The sequence below is a fragment of the Streptomyces sp. Q2 genome, from assembly GCF_056820935.1.
In genome coordinates this window covers 26,476-45,402 of the sequence record NZ_JBXEJE010000057.1, presented here as the reverse complement: position 1 = coordinate 45,402, position 18,927 = coordinate 26,476, and the positions used below count along the sequence as shown (strand labels likewise).

19 protein-coding genes are annotated in these 18,927 nt (G+C 71.1%); 10 read left to right on the top strand and 9 right to left on the bottom strand.

The window, feature by feature from the left end:
• Positions 1–87: 87 nt before the first annotated feature.
• Genes ACWBNA_RS42050 through ACWBNA_RS42040 form a run of 3 tightly spaced genes read right to left on the bottom strand, consistent with a single transcriptional unit; the run spans position 88 to position 3,373 of the window.
• Positions 88–1,158, bottom strand: coding sequence for a threonine aldolase family protein (locus ACWBNA_RS42050; RefSeq protein WP_482709863.1), 1,071 nt, complete (start codon positions 1,156–1,158; stop codon positions 88–90).
• A gap of 11 nt (positions 1,159–1,169) precedes the next feature.
• On the bottom strand, positions 1,170–1,925 hold the full coding sequence (locus ACWBNA_RS42045) for an SDR family NAD(P)-dependent oxidoreductase (RefSeq protein WP_482709862.1): 756 nt from the start codon (positions 1,923–1,925) through the stop codon (positions 1,170–1,172).
• 50 nt (positions 1,926–1,975) lie between these two features.
• Positions 1,976–3,373 carry a DUF6421 family protein gene (locus ACWBNA_RS42040; RefSeq protein ID WP_482709861.1) on the bottom strand — a complete coding sequence of 466 codons (1,398 nt, stop codon included), beginning with the start codon at positions 3,371–3,373 and terminating at the stop codon, positions 1,976–1,978.
• Between the two features lie 287 nt (positions 3,374–3,660).
• Between ACWBNA_RS42040 and ACWBNA_RS42035 the strand changes: the two genes are divergently transcribed.
• On the top strand, positions 3,661–4,344 hold the full coding sequence (locus tag ACWBNA_RS42035) for a glycerophosphodiester phosphodiesterase (protein WP_482709860.1): 684 nt from the start codon (positions 3,661–3,663) through the stop codon (positions 4,342–4,344).
• 3 nt (positions 4,345–4,347) lie between these two features.
• On the opposite strand, the gene ACWBNA_RS42030 is transcribed toward ACWBNA_RS42035, so the two are convergent.
• Positions 4,348–4,878, bottom strand: coding sequence for a GNAT family N-acetyltransferase (locus ACWBNA_RS42030; RefSeq protein WP_482709859.1), 531 nt, complete (start codon positions 4,876–4,878; stop codon positions 4,348–4,350).
• Positions 4,879–4,949: 71 nt separating this feature from the next.
• Here ACWBNA_RS42030 and ACWBNA_RS42025 point away from each other — a divergent pair, with 71 nt between their 5' ends.
• Complete coding sequence (locus ACWBNA_RS42025; RefSeq protein WP_482709858.1) at positions 4,950–5,342, top strand: VOC family protein; 393 nt, start codon at positions 4,950–4,952, stop codon at positions 5,340–5,342.
• A 200-nt stretch (positions 5,343–5,542) separates the two neighbouring features.
• On the opposite strand, the gene ACWBNA_RS42020 is transcribed toward ACWBNA_RS42025, so the two are convergent.
• The gene (locus tag ACWBNA_RS42020; protein ID WP_482709857.1) at positions 5,543–6,085 is read right to left on the bottom strand and encodes a MarR family winged helix-turn-helix transcriptional regulator; all 543 of its coding nucleotides are present in this window, start codon (positions 6,083–6,085) and stop codon (positions 5,543–5,545) included.
• Positions 6,082–7,776 (bottom strand): FUSC family protein, encoded by a 1,695-nt coding sequence (locus ACWBNA_RS42015; RefSeq protein WP_482709856.1) that lies wholly within the window; start codon positions 7,774–7,776, stop codon positions 6,082–6,084. Before ACWBNA_RS42015 ends, ACWBNA_RS42020 begins: the two co-directional genes overlap by 4 nt.
• A gap of 185 nt (positions 7,777–7,961) precedes the next feature.
• On the opposite strand from ACWBNA_RS42015, the gene ACWBNA_RS42010 reads away from it, so the two are divergent.
• From ACWBNA_RS42010 to ACWBNA_RS41990, 5 genes are all read left to right on the top strand, one after another.
• Entirely contained in the window at positions 7,962–8,510 is a 549-nt protein-coding gene (locus ACWBNA_RS42010) for a DUF5134 domain-containing protein (protein ID WP_482709855.1), read from the top strand.
• Positions 8,511–8,630: 120 nt separating this feature from the next.
• Entirely contained in the window at positions 8,631–9,566 is a 936-nt protein-coding gene (locus ACWBNA_RS42005) for a M56 family metallopeptidase (protein ID WP_482709854.1), read from the top strand.
• Between the two features lie 68 nt (positions 9,567–9,634).
• Entirely contained in the window at positions 9,635–10,306 is a 672-nt protein-coding gene (locus ACWBNA_RS42000; protein ID WP_482709853.1) for a phosphatase PAP2 family protein, read from the top strand.
• A gap of 766 nt (positions 10,307–11,072) precedes the next feature.
• Positions 11,073–11,765, top strand: a complete 693-nt coding sequence (locus tag ACWBNA_RS41995; protein ID WP_482709852.1) for an HAD family hydrolase — start codon at positions 11,073–11,075, stop codon at positions 11,763–11,765.
• Positions 11,766–11,954: 189 nt separating this feature from the next.
• Complete coding sequence (locus ACWBNA_RS41990) at positions 11,955–12,656, top strand: TetR/AcrR family transcriptional regulator (protein WP_482709851.1); 702 nt, start codon at positions 11,955–11,957, stop codon at positions 12,654–12,656.
• Here ACWBNA_RS41990 and ACWBNA_RS41985 read toward each other — a convergent pair.
• Positions 12,644–14,146, bottom strand: a complete 1,503-nt coding sequence (locus tag ACWBNA_RS41985; RefSeq protein WP_482709876.1) for an LVIVD repeat-containing protein — start codon at positions 14,144–14,146, stop codon at positions 12,644–12,646. The genes ACWBNA_RS41990 and ACWBNA_RS41985 overlap by 13 nt on opposite strands.
• A 192-nt stretch (positions 14,147–14,338) precedes the next feature.
• On the opposite strand from ACWBNA_RS41985, the gene ACWBNA_RS41980 reads away from it, so the two are divergent.
• Entirely contained in the window at positions 14,339–14,992 is a 654-nt protein-coding gene (locus ACWBNA_RS41980; protein ID WP_482709850.1) for a DUF305 domain-containing protein, read from the top strand.
• Positions 14,993–15,108: 116 nt separating this feature from the next.
• On the opposite strand, the gene ACWBNA_RS41975 is transcribed toward ACWBNA_RS41980, so the two are convergent.
• Positions 15,109–15,573, bottom strand: coding sequence for a DUF6214 family protein (locus ACWBNA_RS41975; protein ID WP_482709849.1), 465 nt, complete (start codon positions 15,571–15,573; stop codon positions 15,109–15,111).
• Positions 15,574–15,782: 209 nt separating this feature from the next.
• Here ACWBNA_RS41975 and ACWBNA_RS41970 point away from each other — a divergent pair, with 209 nt between their 5' ends.
• Both ACWBNA_RS41970 and ACWBNA_RS41965 read left to right on the top strand, forming a co-directional pair.
• Complete coding sequence (locus tag ACWBNA_RS41970) at positions 15,783–17,129, top strand: FAD-dependent oxidoreductase (protein ID WP_482709848.1); 1,347 nt, start codon at positions 15,783–15,785, stop codon at positions 17,127–17,129.
• Between the two features lie 139 nt (positions 17,130–17,268).
• Positions 17,269–18,654 (top strand): nucleobase:cation symporter-2 family protein, encoded by a 1,386-nt coding sequence (locus tag ACWBNA_RS41965; protein WP_482709847.1) that lies wholly within the window; start codon positions 17,269–17,271, stop codon positions 18,652–18,654.
• Here the strand turns inward: ACWBNA_RS41965 and ACWBNA_RS41960 are convergent.
• The gene (locus ACWBNA_RS41960; RefSeq protein ID WP_482709846.1) at positions 18,577–18,927 is read right to left on the bottom strand and encodes an ArsR/SmtB family transcription factor; all 351 of its coding nucleotides are present in this window, start codon (positions 18,925–18,927) and stop codon (positions 18,577–18,579) included. The two genes, ACWBNA_RS41965 and ACWBNA_RS41960, sit on opposite strands and share 78 nt — an antisense overlap.

The following is an 18,927-nucleotide window of genomic DNA, read 5'->3' as shown; positions in this document are numbered from 1 at the left end:
TAGGAATGCGATCACCCGCCAGTCAATGACTTTTCAGGTGAACGCATATCTATGCACTTCTCGGCCGCGTCCGCGACTGCTGTGCCGCTAGCGCGCCATCTCCTCCTTCACCGCCGCCACGAACGCGTCCACGTCCTCCTCCGTCGTGTCGAACGCGCACATCCAGCGCACCACACCCGCGCTCTCGTCCCAGAAGTAGAACCGGAACCGCTTCTGCAGGCGCACGCTCACCTCGTGCGGCAGCTTCGCGAAGACCCCGTTGACCTGCACCGGGTGGAGGACCTCCACGCCGTGCACGGCCCGGACGCCCTCGGCGAGCCGCTGGGCCATCTCGTTGGCGTGGCGGGCGTTGCGCAACCACAGGTCCTTGGCGAGCAGCGCCTCCAACTGCACCGAGACGAAGCGCATCTTGGAGGCGAGCTGCATGGACAGCTTGCGCAGGTGCTTCATGTGGCTGACGGCGTCCTGGTTGATGACGACGACCGCCTCGCCGAACAGGGCGCCGTTCTTCGTGCCGCCCAGGGAGAGGATGTCGACACCCACCGCGTTGGTGAACGTCCGCATCGGGACGTCCAGCGCGGCCGCGGCGTTGGCGATCCGGGAGCCGTCCAGGTGGACCTTCATGCCGTGGGCGTGGGCGTGGTCGCAGATCGCCCGGATCTCGTCGGGCGTGTACAGGGTGCCCAGTTCCGTGCTCTGGGTGATCGAGACGACCTGCGGCATCGCGCGGTGCTCGTCCTCCCAGCCGTACGCCTGCTTGTCGATCAGCTCGGGGGTGAGCTTGCCGTCCGGTGTGGGCACGGTGAGCAGCTTGAGGCCGCCCATGCGCTCGGGGGCGCCGCCCTCGTCGACGTTGATGTGCGCGCTCTCGGCGCAGATCACCGCGCCCCAGCGGTCGGTGACCGCCTGGAGGGCGACGACGTTGGCGCCGGTGCCGTTGAAGACCGGGAACGCCTGGGCCGTGGCGCCGAAGTGGCTGCGGACGATCCGCTGGAGGTTCTCGGTGTAGTCGTCCTCGCCGTAGGCGACCTGGTGCCCGCCGTTGGCCAGGGCCAGGGCGGCGAGCACCTCCGGGTGGGCCCCGGCGTAGTTGTCGCTGGCGAAGCCGCGGACGTCCGGGTCGTGGTGGCGCCGGGCGTCGGTCCTCGGTGGGTTCACGGCTTCTCGTATCACGGCTTCTCGGTCAGCCACAGACGCTTTCCGTTCACTTCTGCGGCGGGCTTCTCCCAGACCCCGACGATCTCCTCGGCCAGGTCCTTCACGTCGGTGAAGCCCGCGAACTTCGCGTTGGGGCGCTCGGCGCGCATCGCGTCGTGCACCAACGCCTTCACCACCAGGATGGCAGCGGCGGAGGTCGGACCGTCCGCGCCCTCCGAGATCCCCGCCTTGCGGAAGTAGTCGGCGAGTGCGAGCGTCCACGCCTCGGCGGCGGCCTTGGCCGCGGAGTACGCGGCGTTGCCCGCGGTGGGCTTGCTGGCACCCGCGGCGCTGATCAGGACGTACCGGCCCCGTTCGCTGTGCTGCAACGCCTCGTGGAAGGCGAGGGAGGTGTGCTGCACGGTGCGGATCAGCAGCAGCTCGAGCAGGTCCCAGTCGTGCAGGTTGGTCTTGGCGAAGGTCTCGCTGCCGCGCCAGCCGCCGACGAGGTGGACCACGCCGTCGACCCGGCCGAACTCCTTCTCGGTGTGGGCGGCCCAGTCGCGGGTCGAGTCCAGGTCGAGCAGGTCGACCGTCTCCCCGGTGACCGTAGCGCCGCCGGCGCTGTAGCGGGCCGCGTCCACGGCCTCCGCCAGTCGCTCGGGATCGTTGTCCGCGCCGACGACGGTCGCGCCCGCCTCGGCGAGCCTGAGCAGCGTCGCGCGCCCCGCGGGTCCGCCCGCGCCGGCCACCGCGATCACAGCACCGCTGAGTGCCCCGTTCCCCATGGTCTTCGCCTCCTGAGCAGTGTGCGCTGGTTCACCGTGCACGCGGTCGCTCACGCGGCGACCCGCTCGGCACTCTTGGCCGTGATGCCCTTGGTGGAGGCGATCACGGTCTTCAGCTTCTTGGAGAGTGCTTCATAGAACATGCTCAGCGGAAACTCGTCCGGAAGCACGTCATCGACGAGTTTCCGCGGCGGCTGGCTCAGGTCGAGGGCGTCGGGGCCCTTGGCCCAGCGGGAGCCGGGGTGCGGGGCGAGGTAGGTGGAGACCAGCTCGTATCCGGCGAACCAGTGGACGAGCTTGGGGCGGTCGATGCCGTCCCGGTACAGCTGCTCGATGTCGGCGCACAGCTCGTTCGTGACCTGCGGGGCGCGCTGCCAGTCGATGAACAGCTTGTTGTCGGTCCAGCGGACGACGTCGTGCTTGTGCAGGTAGGCGAACAGGAGCTGGCCGCCGAGTCCGTCGTAGTTGCGCACGCGCTCGCCGGTGACCGGGAAGCGGAACATGCGGTCGAACAACACCGCGTACTGCACGTCACGGGCCTGCGGGACGCCGTCGGCCTCCAGCTTCACGGCCTCCCTGAAGGCGGTGAGGTCGCAGCGCAGCTCCTCGAGGCCGTACATCCAGAACGGCTGGCGCTGCTTGATCATGAACGGGTCGAACGGCAGGTCGCCGTGGCTGTGGGTGCGGTCATGAACCATGTCCCACAGGACGAAGGCCTCCTCGCAGCGCTTCTGGTCGTGGACCATCGCGGCGATGTCCTCGGGCAGCTCCAGGCCCAGGATGTCGACGGCGGCATCCGTGACCCGGCGGAAGCGGGCGGCCTCGCGGTCGCAGAAGATGCCGCCCCAGCTGAACCGCTCGGGGGCCTCGCGCACGGCGATGGTCTCGGGGAAGAGGACTGCGGAGTTGGTGTCGTAACCCGCGGTGAAGTCCTCGAACCTGATGCCGCAGAACAGCGGGTTGTCGTAGCGGGTGCGCTCCAGTTCGGCCAGCCACTCGGGCCAGACCATGCGCAGCACGACCGCCTCGAGGTTGCGGTCCGGGTTGCCGTTCTGCGTGTACATCGGGAAGACGACCAGGTGCTGCAGGCCGTCCGCGCGGTTCGCGGCGGGCTGGAAGGCCAGCAGCGAGTCCAGGAAGTCCGGCACCCGGAAGCCGCCGTCCACCCAGTGGTGCAGGTCCTTCACGAGGGCCTGGTGGTAGGCGCTGTCGTGCGGGAGCAGCGGGGACAGCTCCTCGACGGCGTGGACGACACGCCGGACGGCGAGTTCGGCCTCGGCGGGATCCGGGGCGCCCTGCGCGTCGAAGTCGATCGATCCGTCCTTGGACTGCCATGGCCGGATCCGCTCCACGGCATCCTTGAGCACGGGCCACGCCGGATGCTCCACCACCCTGGCCACGGGAGGAACCTGGCCCCCCGAACCCACCTGCACAAGAATTTCCGTCATGTCCCATCCTCCACGGGAGAAGCTCACGTCAGGACACCGTAGGCATACGAGGATTCTCCCAGCAAGTGGAGCCTCGGGAAATTATCCTGCACCACCCCGACGGTCACAGGATTTTTTCCTGCCGGACACGCGTGCGGCAAACGCTTCCGCTTCGCACACCCGCTCCCGTCGCAGGCGTGGGTTCATCGCGGGGCCGGGCCGATAGGCTTCGGACCTGCCCACACGGCCGTCCGCCCCGGCCGCGTGGGACGCCCCCACCGCCACCCCCGACGGAAGCGAGTCTCGTCTTGAACTTCCTCACCATCGGTCACCGCGGAGTCATGGGTGTCGAGCCCGAGAACACCCTCCGTTCCTTCGTCGCCGCCGACCAGGCGGGCCTCGACGTCATCGAACTCGATCTGCACCTGAGCAAGGACGGCGCCCTCGTCGTGATGCACGACACCGACGTGGACCGCACGACCGACGGCACCGGCCCGATCGCCGAGCTGACCCTCGCGGAGCTGCGTGCCCTGGACGCGGGCCGCGGTGAGCGGGTCCCGGTGTTCGAGGAGGTGCTGGACGGCGTGCACGCGCCGCTGCAGGCCGAGATCAAGGACGTGGCGGCGGCCCGCGCGCTGGCGGAGGTCATGCACCGCCGGGACCTGACCTCCCGCGTGGAGGTGTCCTCGTTCCACGACGAGGCGATCGCCGAGATCGCCCGGCTGGTGCCCGGCGTACGCACCGCGCTGATCGCCAGCAGGTTCGGCCCCGACATCGTGGACCGCGCCGTCGCGGTCGGCGCCTCGACCGTCTGCCTGAACATCCGCCGGCTCACGCTGGAGGTCGTCGAGGACGCCCGCAAGGCCGACCTGAAGATCATCGGCTGGGTGGTGAACACGCAGGACCATCTGCGGCTGGTACGGGCCCTGGGGCTGGACGGCGCCACCACCGACTATCCGGAGATCAAACGCACCGGCCGCTTCACGGCGTAGAGATCATGCGAGCTCCTTGACCAGCAGCTCGAACCGCAGGTCGTCGCGCTGCGGCACGCCGAAGCGCTCGTCGCCGTACGGGAAGGGGGTCATCCTTCCCGTACGGCGGTAGCCGCGGCGCTCGTACCAGGCGATGAGGTCGTCGCGTACGGAGATCACGGTCATGTGCATCTCGGCGACGCCCCAGGTCTCGCGGGCGATCCGCTCCGCCTCCGCGATGATCACCTTGCCGAGGCCCGCGCCCTGGAGAACCGGGCTGACCGCGAACATCCCGAAGTAGGCGTGCGGGCCACGGTGTTCGAGCTGGCAGCAGGCCACGATCCGTCCCTCGCGCTCGACCGTGAGCAGCCGGCTGTCGGGTGACTTGATGACCTCCAGCACGCCCTCCGGGTCCGTCCGCTGCCCTTCGAGGATGTCCGCCTCGGTGGTCCACCCGCTCCGGCTGGCGTCCCCCCGGTACGCCGACTGGATCAGCACGACCAGCGCGTCCACGTCGGCGTCGGTGGCGTCGCGGAAGGTCAGGGCGGTTTCCATGGTCGGCTCTCCGGTTCTCGCGCGGCTCGGGCACCGATGAGAGTAACGCCCTGCCACTAGGCTCCGGATGCATGGTTCACGTACTGAGTGGCCGGACACTGCTGCGGCCCACCGATCCGGAACGGTCCCGCGTTTTCTACGGCGCGCAGCTGGGCCTCGCGGTCTCCCGCGAGTTCGGTACGGGGCCGGAGCGCGGGACCGTCTACTTCCTCGGGGGCGGTTTCCTGGAGCTGTCCGGCCGGTCCGACGTGGCACCGTCGCCGGCCATGCGGTTGTGGATGCAGGTGGAGAACGTGTCCGCGGCGCACGACGAGCTGCGGGCCAAGGGGGTCGAGATCGTGCGGCCGCCGGTGCGGGAGCCGTGGGGGCTGATCGAGATGTGGATCGCGGATCCGGACGGGACGCGGATCGTGCTGGTGGAGGTTCCGGCAGACCATCCGCTGCGGTACCGGGCCGGGATCTGAGCCACCGGAGGTGCTGCCGGTGGCGGTGGGCGAGACCCCGGCCTGAGCCTCGAGAGTGAACACCTACGGCGACCGGTGGCCCGAGATCGACGACCGGCGCTCGACCTGTCGCCGCACCGCAGGGCCACCCGGCCGTTCTCCACGGGCAGTTCCTCGTCCCGCAAGCGCAACGGTTGGCCCACACCGGCCCGTTGGACGAGTCAGGGACGCAGTACCCCGGCGAGCCCTTCCAGCCGGCCCAGCAATCCGGAGAGCAGGACGGCCAGTTCGTCCCGCTCGGCCGGATCCATGGCGGACAGGACGGTGGTCTCGTAGGCGAGCTGTTCGGGCAGGATTCCGTCGACCAGGTCGCGTCCGGCGTCGGTGAGGCGGAGGTGGGCCACGCGGCGGTCGCGGCTGTCGCCGCGGCGCTCGACCAGGCCGCGTTCGGTCAGGGCCTTCAGGCGCTTGGTGACGGCGGCGCCGGAGGAGAAGGTCTCGCGGGCCAGTTCACCGGGGGTGAGCTCGTGTCCGGTGCGGCGCAGCGCGCCCAGCAGGTCGAACTCGGCGCGGCTCAGACCCGCCCGCCGCAGCGGGGCGTCCTCGGCCTGCTGGAGGAGCGCGGCGCAACGGTTGACGCGGCCGATGACCTCCATGGGGCCGGTGTCGAGGTCGGGGTGGACGGTCTGCCACTGCCGGACCACCGCGGCGACGGTGTCGCTCCTCGTCACTCCGGGGGCGCCCGCTGCGTTGCTCGCCGTCATGGCCGTACGTCCTCCGTCGCCTGGTCGGTATGACGGTCCGGGCCCAGGTGGAGTCCCTGGCGCCGTACCGTCGCCGCGAGCGTACGGTGTCCGGACTGCTCGGCGAGCACGACCCTCTCGTGGGGCAGGGCGCGCTGCCACCATTCGCCGGACGCGGCCTCGACGGTGGCGCGCAGGTCGACCAGGGCGGCGGCGAGGCCGCGGCGGGCGGATTCCAGGGTTCTGGGCGCGGGCCGCGGCTCCGCCAGGAGACGGGCGGCGTGCTCGCGGGAGCGCTCCACGGCGGCCAGCGCGCGCTCGACGCCGGTGCCCGCGCGCCGGTTGGTGACGGCGACGGCCGCCACGAGGCCGACCAGGGCGCCGACGACGGTGTCGACGAGGCGCTCGGTGATGAGCCGGCCGGGCTGCTGGTAGCCGGCGAACTCCGTGATGAGCAGGGCCATCGGGGTCACGCAGACGCTGCCGAGCCAGTAGTTGCGGCTGATCAGGGCCTCGGCGCCGAAGTTGAAGGCGAGGCAGCACAGGACCAGAGCCGCCGGACCGAGGTGGGCCAGCGGCGCCACGGCGGCGAAGAGGAGGACACCGACGAGGTTGCCGACGACCCGCTGGACGCCCCGGCTCCAGGTCAGGGTGAGGTTGGCCTGGTAGAGGGAGGCCGCGGTGACCAGGGCCCAGTAGGGGCGGCCGACGCCGAGGGCGAGGGAGGCGTAACCGGCGAGGGCGCAGCCCAGGGCGGTGCGTACGGCGAGCGGGGTCAACGGTCCGAGCCGGCTCCACCACGGCCGGTGCGGGGAGGCGAGTTCGGCGTCCACGCCGAGGAGTTCCTCGGTCTCGGCGGGCAGCCGCTCGGCCTGCGGGACCGCTACGGTGCCGCGCAGGGCGCGGGCCCAGGTCCGCAGCGGTTCGGGGTCCGTGTCCGCCGGGGCGGCGAGTGCGACCTCGGCGCGCACGACGAGCCGTTCGAGGGCGCGCCGGGGCTCGGTGGCGGCTCCGGCGGACAGCAGCGACTGCCAGGCGGCCTGCACGGCGGCGGCCGCCGCGGCGCGGGCCTTGGCGTGCCCGTCGCCGGTGCCGTGCGTGGCGGCGTACGCGGCCGCGGCGTTCAGCGCGTGTGCGGTGGCGCGGCGCTCCGGGCCGTGCGGGCGCAGCAGGCCGGGTGCCATGCCGATGAGCCAGGCCCAGACGCCCGCCGCTCCGGCCAGTGCCAGGTGGGCCGGGATCTGCCCGAGGGTCTGGGGCGTGAACAGGGCGGCGGAGCTGATGAAGGTGAGGACCACGTTGCCCGGCGGTCCGACACGGGTGGCGTCGCACAGCACCTTCTGTACGGCGGCCAGGACGGCGCCGACACTCACCAGGACGACGGCGCTGGTGGTGAGGGAGGCGGCGAGCAGAGCGACGCCGAGGCCGCTGATCATGCCCAGGACCACCCATGCCAGGGCTCGGGCCCGTGCGGCGTAGGGGCGGTTGTGGGTGTAGAGCGCGCACAGGGATCCGGCCATGGTGTACATCGCCAGGTCGAGCCGGCCGAGGGCCAGCAGGAGCAGGTTGGGCGGGGCGACCGCGACGACCACGCTCAGGGCGGGCTTGAACCAGATGTCGGAGGGCCGTCCCAGCCGCAGCACGCCGGCGAGTGGGAGGCGTCGGGCGGGCGGGGCGGCAAAGGCGAGGGTGGTCGGACGGCTCATAGACATAAGCTTAGCAGGTGTTTTACCTGTAAAAGATAACCGCTCACGTGCTGTGCTCCGCCGAATGCTCCCCGTGTACATCCTTGCGCTCGCTTGCGCGCCGCATGACGAGGGCATCCCTTGACCGACCGTCGAGCACCGAACGTCAGGCACCGAAAACCAGGCACGGACCGTCGATCGGGGAGGTGGGCGTGCACGGACCGGCTTCACCTGGCTGGCTGCTGGTGGCGCTGTGTGCGGCGACCGGGGCTTACTGCCTGCTGCGGATGCGCAGCACCGTGGAGGCGCAGCGCCGGTCCGCGGGCGGCGAGGCGCTGATGGGCTTCGGCATGGCCGCGATGGCCGTACCCGCCGCCGTGTTCACACCCCCGTCGTGGGCCTGGCCGGCCTACGCGGTCGTGTTCGGCGCGGCGGCGCTGCGCGCCGTGTGGGCGGCCCGGGCGAGCGCCCACCACCTGCACCACCTCGTCGGGTCCGCGGCGATGGTCTACATGGCGGCGGTCATGGCCGCCTCCCCCGGACACCAGGCCGGACACCACCCCGGACCCGGCGGCGGCATCCCGCTGCTGACGGGGGCACTGCTCCTCTACTTCACCGGATACGTGCTGCTGTCCGGCCTGCGCCTGGTCCCCGTCGCCGCGGGCGGCGGCGCCGGGGGGTGGGGCGACCGACCGGAGCTGGTGCGGGCGTGCCGGCTGTCGATGGGGATCGGCATGGTCGCCATGCTGCTGACGCTCTGACGCGGCGCACGTGCTCCGGCACCAGGTCACGCGGAACGCCGTACGCACGCGACCGTTGCCTGCGTCACTTCCCGTGGCAGGCCGTACCTTCACGTGCCCGGCGCTCATAGGCTGCCCCCCATGATGGTCCCCGCGGCACTGTTGCTGCTCGGCGCCCTGACCGCCGTCGTCGCGCCCCGGCTGCTGGCCCGGGCCGACTGGGCGGACCGCGAACCGGTGCTCGCCCTGTGGGCGTGGCAGTGCGCGGTGGCGGCCGTACTGCTGTGCTGCGCGCTGTCGATGACGCTCAGCGCGGCGACCGCCTGGCAGGCGGTGGGCGGTCATGTGTTCGCCCCGGCACCGCACGTCGTGGTGGAGGCGTACACGCTGGGCACGGCCGAGCCGTGGGCCGCGGCGACGGCGGTGGCCCTCGCGTGCGGCGGCATGTGGAGCGCGGCGATGCTGGTCCGGGAAGTCGTCCGGGCCCGTGCGCGCCGTCGGCGGCGCCGAACCGAACTCCTGGTGCGCGCCCCCCTGTTGCCCGGTGAAGAGGCCGCAGGCAGCCGGCTCGTGATCCTTGAGGGCGAACGGCCCGACGCCTGGTGGCTGCCGAGCACGGCCCCCCGGCTCGTCATCACCACGGCCGCACTGCGCCGCCTGAAGGGCCGCCAGCTGGACGCCCTCGTCGCCCACGAGGAGGGTCACGCGCAGGCCCGGCACGACTGGCTGCTGCACTGCTCGGCCGCGCTGGCCGCCGGTTTCCCGCAGGTACGGGTCTTCGCCGCGTTCCGGGACGAGATGCACCGGCTGGTGGAGCTGGCCGCCGACGACATGGCCTCCCGCCGATTCGGCCGGCTGACCACCGCCCTCGCCCTGGTCGGACTGAACGAGGACCGGGGTGTGTTCGGCCCGTGCCCGACCCCGCAGGCCCACGTGCCGCAGCGGGTCCACCGGCTGCTCACACCCCCGGACCGGCTCACCGCGGCCCGCCGGCTGCGGCTGACGGCGGCCGCCGCGCTGGTGCCGGTCGTGCCGGTGCTGGTCGCCTTCGTGCCGGGGTTGCGGGCCCTCGGGTAGCGCCGGCCCAACGGGTTTATCGGCCCCGGAATTGGCTTCTCGGCCCACGGTTCGGCGAGGATCGCAGCATGCACACTTCGCCCGTCGACTCCCCGCCCCGCCCGTCGGCGCATCGCAGCGCCGCCCGCGCCGCGGGCATCCTCGCGCTGTGCTCCGCGCTGCTGATCGCTCTGGTCGCCGCCGACTGGCATCCCCTGTTCACGCTGGACGGCGACATCTCCCGCACCACCCATCGCTGGGCCGTGGACGACCCGGACGTCACCCAGACCTTCCGCATCCTCACGGACTGGGTCTGGGACCCCTGGACGATGCGCATCCTGTGCGCGGTCGTCGTGGTGTGGCTGGTGTGGCGGCATTCCGCCTGGTGGACGGCCGTCTGGCTGGCGGTGACCTGCGCGCTGGGCTCGCTGGTCCAGCAGTCCCTGAAGGCCGCGGTCGGGCGCCCGCGGCCCGTCTGGCCCGACCCCGTCGACTCCGCGCACTACGCCGCCTTCCCCTCCGGCCACGCCATGACCGCGACCGTCGTGTGCGGCCTCCTGCTGTGGCTGCTGCACCGCCGCGGCGCCGACCGCGTCCTGTGGCGTACGGCCGTGACCGTGGCCGTGATCTCCGTCGTCGGCGTCGGCCTGACCCGCGTCTGGCTGGGCGTGCACTGGCCCTCGGACGTGATCGGCGGCTGGCTGCTGGGCGCGATGCTGGTGGCCCTGGCGGTCGCGGTGCACCAGCGGCAACGCCCGTGAACCCACCCGCGCGCGGCTACCGCTACCACCGTGCCGGGGCGTGACCGACGCCTTCGTCCCGGTCGGTCTCCGGCGCCACCGCCGCACGATCCCCGTCGTGGACGAAGGTCCCGGCAACACGACCCCACCCGACCGCCCGCTTGAACGCGCGGTTCACCGACCCTCCCGGGCCGAGATCGACGGTACGGCCGGACACCCGGGCCCAGCTCGTCGGCTCCGCTGACAACCCCACCGCCCGGCTGTCCCAGCACGAGACGACCAAGAACGCGGAACCGTTCACCATCACCGCCGACCCCGACGGTCCGCTGCCGCTCGCGCCCCACGGACCGGCCCATCCACACCGCCGACAACCCCACCGCCCGGCTGTCCCAGCGCGGGACGGCACAAGATCGCGGAGCCGTTCACCATCTCCGTCGGCCTCGACGGTCCCGCTGCGGCTCGCGCCTCGCAGCAGCGGACACGTGGCGTGGGCGGGCGGCGACGTGTCGTCCGCGGGCGATATCGGGTTCCATCACGACGGCGGGTCCTGGACGGTCCGCGAGGTGACCAACCAGTTCACCGGGTACCGCCCGGACCTCGACGCGTGGCACACCGTCGCCCGCGAGCCGGATCTCGCGGGCATCGGCCCGTCCCGGCCGCTTCAGGGACGAGGCCGTGTTCCGACCCGTGCCGGGTGTGCTCCGTCGCACGCGAGGGCTACATGGTCTGCGTGTTCCGCGGCAGCGCTCTTCCCTCGGCGTGGAATGTCGCCCCTTAAGATCACCCCATGGCCGCCGTGTTGTTCGACTTCTCCGGAACGCTCTTCCGCATCGAGTCCGCCGAGTCCTGGCTGCGTGCAGTCCTGGCCGAGACCGAACTCTCCGTCGAGGAGCCCGAGTTCCTCCAGAAGGCGCAGGCCCTCGAAAGGGTCGGCGCGCTGCCCGGCGGGACCCATCCCGTCGAAGCGATCCCCGACGAGCTCGCCCACCTCTGGGAGATCCGCGACAAGAGCGCCGAGCTGCACCGGGCCGCGTACACCGGCGTCGCCCGCCAAGTGCCGCTGCCTGAACCCGCGTTGTACGACGCTCTGTACGACCGGCACATGACCCCGGCCGCCTGGTCGCCGTACCCCGACGCCCTCGAGGTGCTGCGGACACTGCGCGAGCGCGGGATCGGCGTCGGCGTGGTCAGCAACATCGGCTGGGATCTGCGGCCGGTGTTCCGCGAGCACGGCCTCGATTCCTGCGTCGACACGTACGTCCTGTCGTACGAACACGGCATCCAGAAGCCGGACCCCCGGCTGTTCGCGACCGCCTGCGCCGCTCTCGGCGTCGAGCCGCGGGACACCCTCATGGTCGGCGACGACCGGCGGGCGGACGGCGGCGCGGCGGCCCTGGGCTGCGGGGTGCACTTCGTGGACCACCTGCCGGTGAGCCAACGGCCGGACCAACTGCGGCCGGTGCTGGATCTGGTGGGCTGATCCCGGCATCCGAGGGCGGGCGCCCCGGCCCTCGAAGTTGCCCGAGGCCACCATCGGGGAATGCCCGACCGTCCTGGACGATCCCCCGCGTCGCCCAGGACGGCGGCAACCCGACCAGGCCCTTTCGGGGGCCGGACCGGACCCGCTGAGTATAGTTGGCTGATAGCCAGTCAACGCAGGAGTTACAGCATGTCCCCGCGCAGCGCCTCGGTCAATGAAGAGTTGCGCCGACGTTCCCGGGAGCGGCTTCTGCAGGCGGCGGTCGAACTGGTCGGCGAGCGCGGCTACGAGGCGACCACACTCGGCGACATCGCAGACAGAGCCGGTTCGGCGCGCGGGCTGGTGTCGTACTACTTCCCCGGCAAGCGCAGACTCGTGCAGTCCGCCGTGCACCGGCTGATGCACCGCACCCTGGAGGAGGCCCTGGAGCGCGAGCCGCGCACCGAGGACGGACGGGAGCGGATGGCGCGGGCCATCGACGCGATCCTGGGGCTGGCGCGAGATCACCCGGTGCTGATGCGCCAGCACATGGCCGGGATCCTGCAGGCCGAGGGCTTCGTGCAGTGCCCGGAGCAGCAGCGTCTGTCCCAGTTGCTGCGGGACACCGTCGCCCGGCACGGCTCCGACGACGTCGACGCGGACTACGCCATGCTGCGCGCCCTGTTGATGGGCGCGGTCTTCGCGGCCCTGGTGCCGGGGGTGCCGATGTCCGTGCCGGTGCTGCGGGCCGAGTTGTTCAAGCGGTACCGGCTGGAGCGGGAGTCGGGGCTCCCGCCGGACACCGAGCCGGCGTCCGGCGGGACCGGCGACAGGGATCTGTCACGGTTCTTCGCCACCGGGGCCGCACCAAAGGGCGGCCCCGAGACCCGTACGACGACTCAGTCGAAGTAGTCCGGCTGTGTCTGGACGTTGAGTTCGCCGAGGCGGACCCGCTTCGCCGGATCGGTGCGCCGGTCGTTGAGCTTCAGCACGTCGAAGCCCTTGGCGATGTCGTTCGAGTAGATGTAGCCGTTGTAGTAGTACGCCGACCAGGAACCGGCCGTCGTGAGCCGCTCGGTGTTGACCGGGCCGCGCTCGAAGTAGGCGATCTCCTTCGGGTGGGCGGAGTCGGTGAAGTCCCAGACGGAGACGCCGCCCTGGTACCAGGCCTGGACCATGAGGTCCTTGCCCTTGACCGGGATCAGCGAGCCGTTGTGGGCCACGCAGACCTCGACGGCCGCCTGGTGGCGGGCGATCTTGAAGTAGCTGCGGAAGACGAGCTTGCGGTTATCGCCCTTGCCGACGATGTCGTAGATGCCGTCGGCACCCTTGTTCGGACCGATCTCCGCGTTGCAGGTGGCCGCGCCGCCGCCGCCCAGCTCGTCGGTGAAGACGACCTTGTCGGCCTTCTGGTTGAAGGTCGCCGAGTGCCAGAACGCGAAGTTCACGTTGTCCTGCACCCGGTCGATGACCTTCGGGTTCTCCGGATCCTTGAGGGAGAAGAGGATGCCGTCGCCCATGCAGGCGCCCGCGGCCAGGTCCTTCGAGGGCAGCACGGTGATGTCGTGGCAGCCGGTGGTCTTGGAGACACCCGGGTTGGTGGGCGCACCCGGGTTGCCGCCGCCGTCCGGGCCCTCACCGGGGAAGAGCACCGGGAAGCCCACGACCGCCGCCTTCTCGGGGGCCTTGCGCGGCACCTTGATGACGGAGATGCCGTCGTGCGGCGGTTGGCAGTCCGGGTAGGTGGCGTTGGGCGAGTACGAGGAGACGTAGACGTAGACGTTCTTCCGCTCGGGCACCAGCGTGTGGGTGTGCGAGCCGCAGGCGGTCTCGACGGCGGCGACGTACTTCGGGTTCGTCTTGTCGCTGATGTCGAAGACCTTCATGCCCTCCCACGACGACTTCTCGGTGGCGGGCTGCGTGGTGCTGCTGCAACTGCTGTCGCTGCGCGAGGAGTCGGTCGACAGGAAGAGCAGGTCGCCGGAGACGGAGATGTCGTTCTGCGAGCCCGGGCACAGCACCTGGGAGACGGTCTTGGGCGCCTTCGGGTTGCTGATGTCGAAGATGCGGAAGCCGTCGTAGTTGCCGGAGAAGGCGTACTTGCCCTGGAAGGCCAGGTCCGAATTGGTGCCCGGCAGGACGTCCTTGGGGATGTTGACGAGGTGTTCGATGTTGTCGGAGTGGACGATCTCGTCCTGGCCCGGTATCTCGCCCTCGGCGATCGCCGCGCGGACCTCGGCCTCGTCGCTCTTGGACACCTCCTCACTCGTGGCCGGAGCGTCCCCGGGGTCGGGGGTCGCGGCCGCCGGGCCGGCCGTCAGCAGCGCTGCCAGGAGACCCACCGCTGTGGCGGCAACTCCCAGTCGTCTGTGACGCGTTCGGGGTTCTTTCAACAGGATCACTGTTTCCTCCCTGGTGCCGTTCGTGGGGGAACGGTTCACGCACCACCGAAGTATCGTCTTCACCATGCACATATCAACAGGGGGCAACGAAGACGTAATGAAGGTTTTTGATCAGTCACGCACCCGGGCGTGCTAGGACGGTCTTCGACACTCACGAGGTGTCCACCATCACGCCTGCCACAGGAGGTCGTTGTGCCCTTCCGTCGTGCGTACCGCGCACCCTTCGCCGCGGCCTCACTGGCCGCCCTGGCCGTGCTCGGCCTCGCGGGCTGCGACTCCGGGCCGGATGCGAAGTCGGCCTCGGCGACCGGCCCTTCGGTGCTCGTGCCCGGCAAGCCCGGGGAGGCGAACCGGACGATGTCCGCCGAGGACGCCGCACGGCAGCGCACCGACGACGACTCCCCCAACTCGGCCGACATCGCCTACGCGCGGATGATGATCGAGCACCACGCCCAGGCCCTGGAGATGACCCGGCTGGTCCCCGATCGCGCCGAGTCGTCGAAGCTCAAGAAGCTCGCCGAACGGATCGCCGCCGCCCAGGGCCCGGAGATCGAGAGCATGCGGGCCTGGCTGGCGGAGCACGGTGAGGACGAGAAGGGCGACGGCCACGCGCACGCCTCGATGCCCGGCATGGCGACCGAGGCCCAGCTGAAGAAGTTGCGCGCGGCGAAGGGTGAGGCGTTCGACGCGTTCTTCCTCACCCTGATGATCACGCATCACGAGGGCGCGATCACGATGGCCACGGACGTGAAGGGGCAGGGCAACAACATCCGGATCGAGGAGATGGCCGACGAGGTGGTGGCCCAGCAGACCAGCGAGATCACGCGGATGCGGGACATGGGGTGACCCTCTGGCGGGTTACCGCCCGGCATCTCCGCACAGCGAGATGCCGCCTCACGGGTCTGATCAACCGCGAGACCGCCCAACGGACCGGCACAGCGAGACACCGCCCAACGGCCGGCTCAGCGCCGCGCGTGACGGGGCGTGAGATAGCCCGCGTCTCGCGCCTGGGCGATCAGCCGCAGCGACTTGCGCCGGCTGTGCCCGGTCGCGCTCATCACCGCGAGTACGGGGTCGACGCCCTCTTCCTGGGCCGCCCGGTACTCCTGCGCGACGAGCCGCCGCCCCTCGATGCCGCGCGGCCAGGCGGGGCGGGCGCGGCGCGGCGCGGCCGCCTCGGGTTCGGGCTCGGGCCCGACTCCGGAGACCTCGGCGAGCGGGTCCTCGATCCAGTCCGCGAGCACGGCCAGGTCGTCGAGGGACAGGGCCGGCTGGGCCCGGACGTCCTCCAGGGAGACACGCCCCTCGGACACCACGGCGAGCGCCTCGACCCGGGCGCCGTCGCCGAACTCCAGCCGGACGTCGAACCATGCCGTCGTCACAGCGCCCTCGTTCTCCCGCACTTCCCACGCGGGCCGCACGGACACGGTGCCGTCCGTCGGACACCGGTCGGAAAGATTAAGAAAGGATGCTTCTAGCACACACGCAACGTAACCGCATGATCACATTCCATACGAACGGACACGCGTGCTCGTCCGGCGCACAGCACCCTGTCAGCGGAGCGCCGGTGGTGCGATGCTGGACGTGACAGCGATCTCCCGTCGACCCCCCGGGTCCCTGGGTGAGGAGTTCCGCCGTGCTGCATGTCGCCGTCGTCGGCTCGGGACCGAGCGGGTGCTACACCGCCCAGAGTCTCGTCCAGCAGGACCAAGAAGTGCGCGTCGACGTCCTGGACCGGCTGCCGTGCCCGTACGGCCTGGTGCGGTACGGCGTGGCGCCGGACCACGAGAAGATCAAGTCGCTGCAGAACAATCTGCGCATGGTCCTTGAGCACGAGCGGGTGCGCTTCCTCGGTGGCGTTCCGGTCGGTCCCGGGGGCGTGCCGGCCACCCGACTGCGGGAGCTGTACCACGCCGTCGTGTACTGCGTGGGCGCCGCGACCGACCGGCACCTCGGGATCCCCGGTGAGGACCTGCCGGGCAGCTGGTCGGCGACCGAGTTCGTGTCCTGGTACAGCGCGCACCCCGACTCCGCCGCCGACGGCTTCGTGATCGGTGCCCGCTCGGCAGTGGTCATCGGGGTGGGGAACGTCGCCGTGGACGTCACGCGGATGCTGGCCCGGGGCCTCGCGGAGCTGAGCCCCACCGACATGCCGCAGTCGGCGCTCGCCGCGCTGGCCGCGAGCCAGGTGACAGAGGTCCACATGGTGGGGCGGCGCGGCCCTTCCCAGGCCCGCTTCACCACCAAGGAGCTGCGCGAACTGGGCGCCCTGCCGGGCACCGAAGTCGTGGCCGACCCGGCGGAGCTGGCCCTGGACCCGGCCTACGTCGACCCGTCCGGGCTGCCCGCGGCGCAGCGGCGCAACGTGGAGGTGCTGCGCGGCTGGGCAAAGGCTCCGGCGCGGGACTCCGCGCCCCATCGGATCCGGCTGCGCTTCTTTCTGCGGCCCGTCGAACTCCTCGCCGACTCGGGGCGCGTGGGCGCGGTGCGGTTCGAGCGGACGGCGCCGGACGGGCGCGGCGGGGTGACGGGCACCGGCGTGTTCGAGGAGATCGAGGCCCAGCTGGTGCTGCGCTCAGTGGGCTATCGCGGGGTGCCGCTGGAGGGGCTGCCGTTCGACGCGGCGAGCGGCACGGTGCCCAATGTCGCCGGACGGGTGCTGCGCGAGGGGGCGGTCGCGCCGGGCGAGTACGTGGCGGGCTGGATCAAGCGGGGCCCGACGGGCGTCATCGGCACCAACCGTCCGTGCGCCAAGGAGACGGTGACGTCACTGCTGGAGGACGCCCCCGTGCTCGTACGCGAAGATCTGCCCGACGACCCGCTGGCGGCACTGCGCGCCGAGGGGATCCGTCCGGTCCAGTGGGCGGGCTGGCAGGCGATCGAGCGGGCAGAGGCCGAGCTCGGGGCGTCTCTGGGGCGGGGCGTGGTGAAGCTGCCGGACTGGGAGTCCTTGCTGATGGCGGCGCGATCGGCCACTTCCTAGCCGCTTCCCAGCTGCTTCGCGGACAACTGGGTGGGCATGACACACATCGGCAACGGCATCGAAATCAACAAACTGTTCAAGCACCTTACGGTCTCGTGCTGTTCGCATGTTTCCAGCCATCCGCCGCTCTGGAGTGCCCATGGCAACGACCGCACCCGCGCATCCCGTCGACGAGGTCCCACCCGTACGGCAGCTGGCCGCCTTCGGTCTGCAGCACGTGCTCGCGATGTACGCGGGGGCGGTGGCCGTGCCGCTGATCGTCGGCGGTGCGATGAAGCTGTCGGCCGCGGACCTGGCGTATCTGATCACCGCCGACCTGCTGGTGTGCGGTGTCGCCACGCTGATCCAGTGCATCGGCTTCTGGCGGTTCGGTGTGCGGCTGCCGATCATGCAGGGCTGCACGTTCGCCGCCGTGTCGCCGATGGTGCTCATCGGGACGACGGGCGGCGGGCTGCCGGCGATCTACGGCTCGGTGATCGTCGCGGGGCTCGCCATCGTGCTTCTCGCGCCGGTCTTCGGCAGGTTGCTGCGGTTCTTCCCGCCTCTCGTCACGGGCACGGTCATCCTGGTCATCGGCATCTCGCTGTTGCCGGTCGCGGGCAACTGGGTCGCCGGCGGTGTCGGCGCGGAGGACTTCGGGGCACCGAAGAACATCGCTCTCGCCGCCTTCGTGCTCGCGGTGGTGCTGGGCGTGCAGCGCTTCGCGCCGGAGTTCCTGAGCCGGATCGCGGTGCTGATCGGCATCGCGGTCGGCCTGGCGGTCGCCGTTCCCTTCGGCTTCACCGACTTCGACGGGGTCGGGAACGCCGACTGGGTCGGCATCAGCACGCCGTTCCACTTCGGGGCGCCCACCTTCGAGGCGTCGGCGATCATCTCGATGCTGGTGGTGGCACTGGTGACGATGACCGAGACGACCGGTGACCTGATCGCGGTCGGCGAGATGACCGAACGCAAGGTGGACCCGCGCTCGCTGTCCGACGGGCTGCGCGCCGACGGCCTCTCCACCGTCCTGGGCGGTGTCTTCAACACCTTCCCGTACACGGCGTACGCGCAGAACGTCGGTCTGGTCGGCATGACCCGGGTCCGCAGCCGCTGGGTCGTCGCCGTCGCGGGCGGCATCCTCGTGCTGCTCGGCCTGTTGCCCAAGCTGGGCGCGGTGGTGGCGGCCGTCCCGGCTCCGGTGCTCGGCGGGGCGGGCCTGGTGATGTTCGGGACGGTCGCGGCGAGCGGCCTGAAGACCCTGGCCCAGGTGGACTTCAAGGGCAACAACAACCTGACGGTGGTGGCCGTCTCGGTCGCCATGGGTGTGCTGCCGGTCGGCGTGCCGACGATCTACGCGAAGTTCCCGGACTGGTTCCAGACAGTGATGACCAGCGGTATCAGCGCCGGCTGTCTGACGGCGATCGTGCTGAACGTGCTCTTCAACCACCTGCCCGGCAAGGGCGGTTCAGTGGCCGAGGCGGACGGCCTGCCGGTCGGCGGCGGCGAGCAGGGCGCCGAGAAGCCCCGGGAAGAGGTCGTCTAGGTCGTCCCGGCGCAGGCCGTTCATCTTGGCCGTGCCCCGGTAGATCTGCCGGATCACTCCGGCCTCCCGCAGCACCCGGAAGTGGTGCGTGGTCGTGGACTTGGTGACGGGCAGGTCGAAGTGCGAACAGGAGAGCTCGTCGCCGACGGCGGCGAGCTCTCGCACGATCCGCAGCCGCATGGGGTCCGACAGCGCGTGCAGCACGGATTCCAGCCGGATCTCCTCGGCCGCCGGATGCGGGAGGTCTCGGCTGCTGACGGCGGGGGAGGTCAC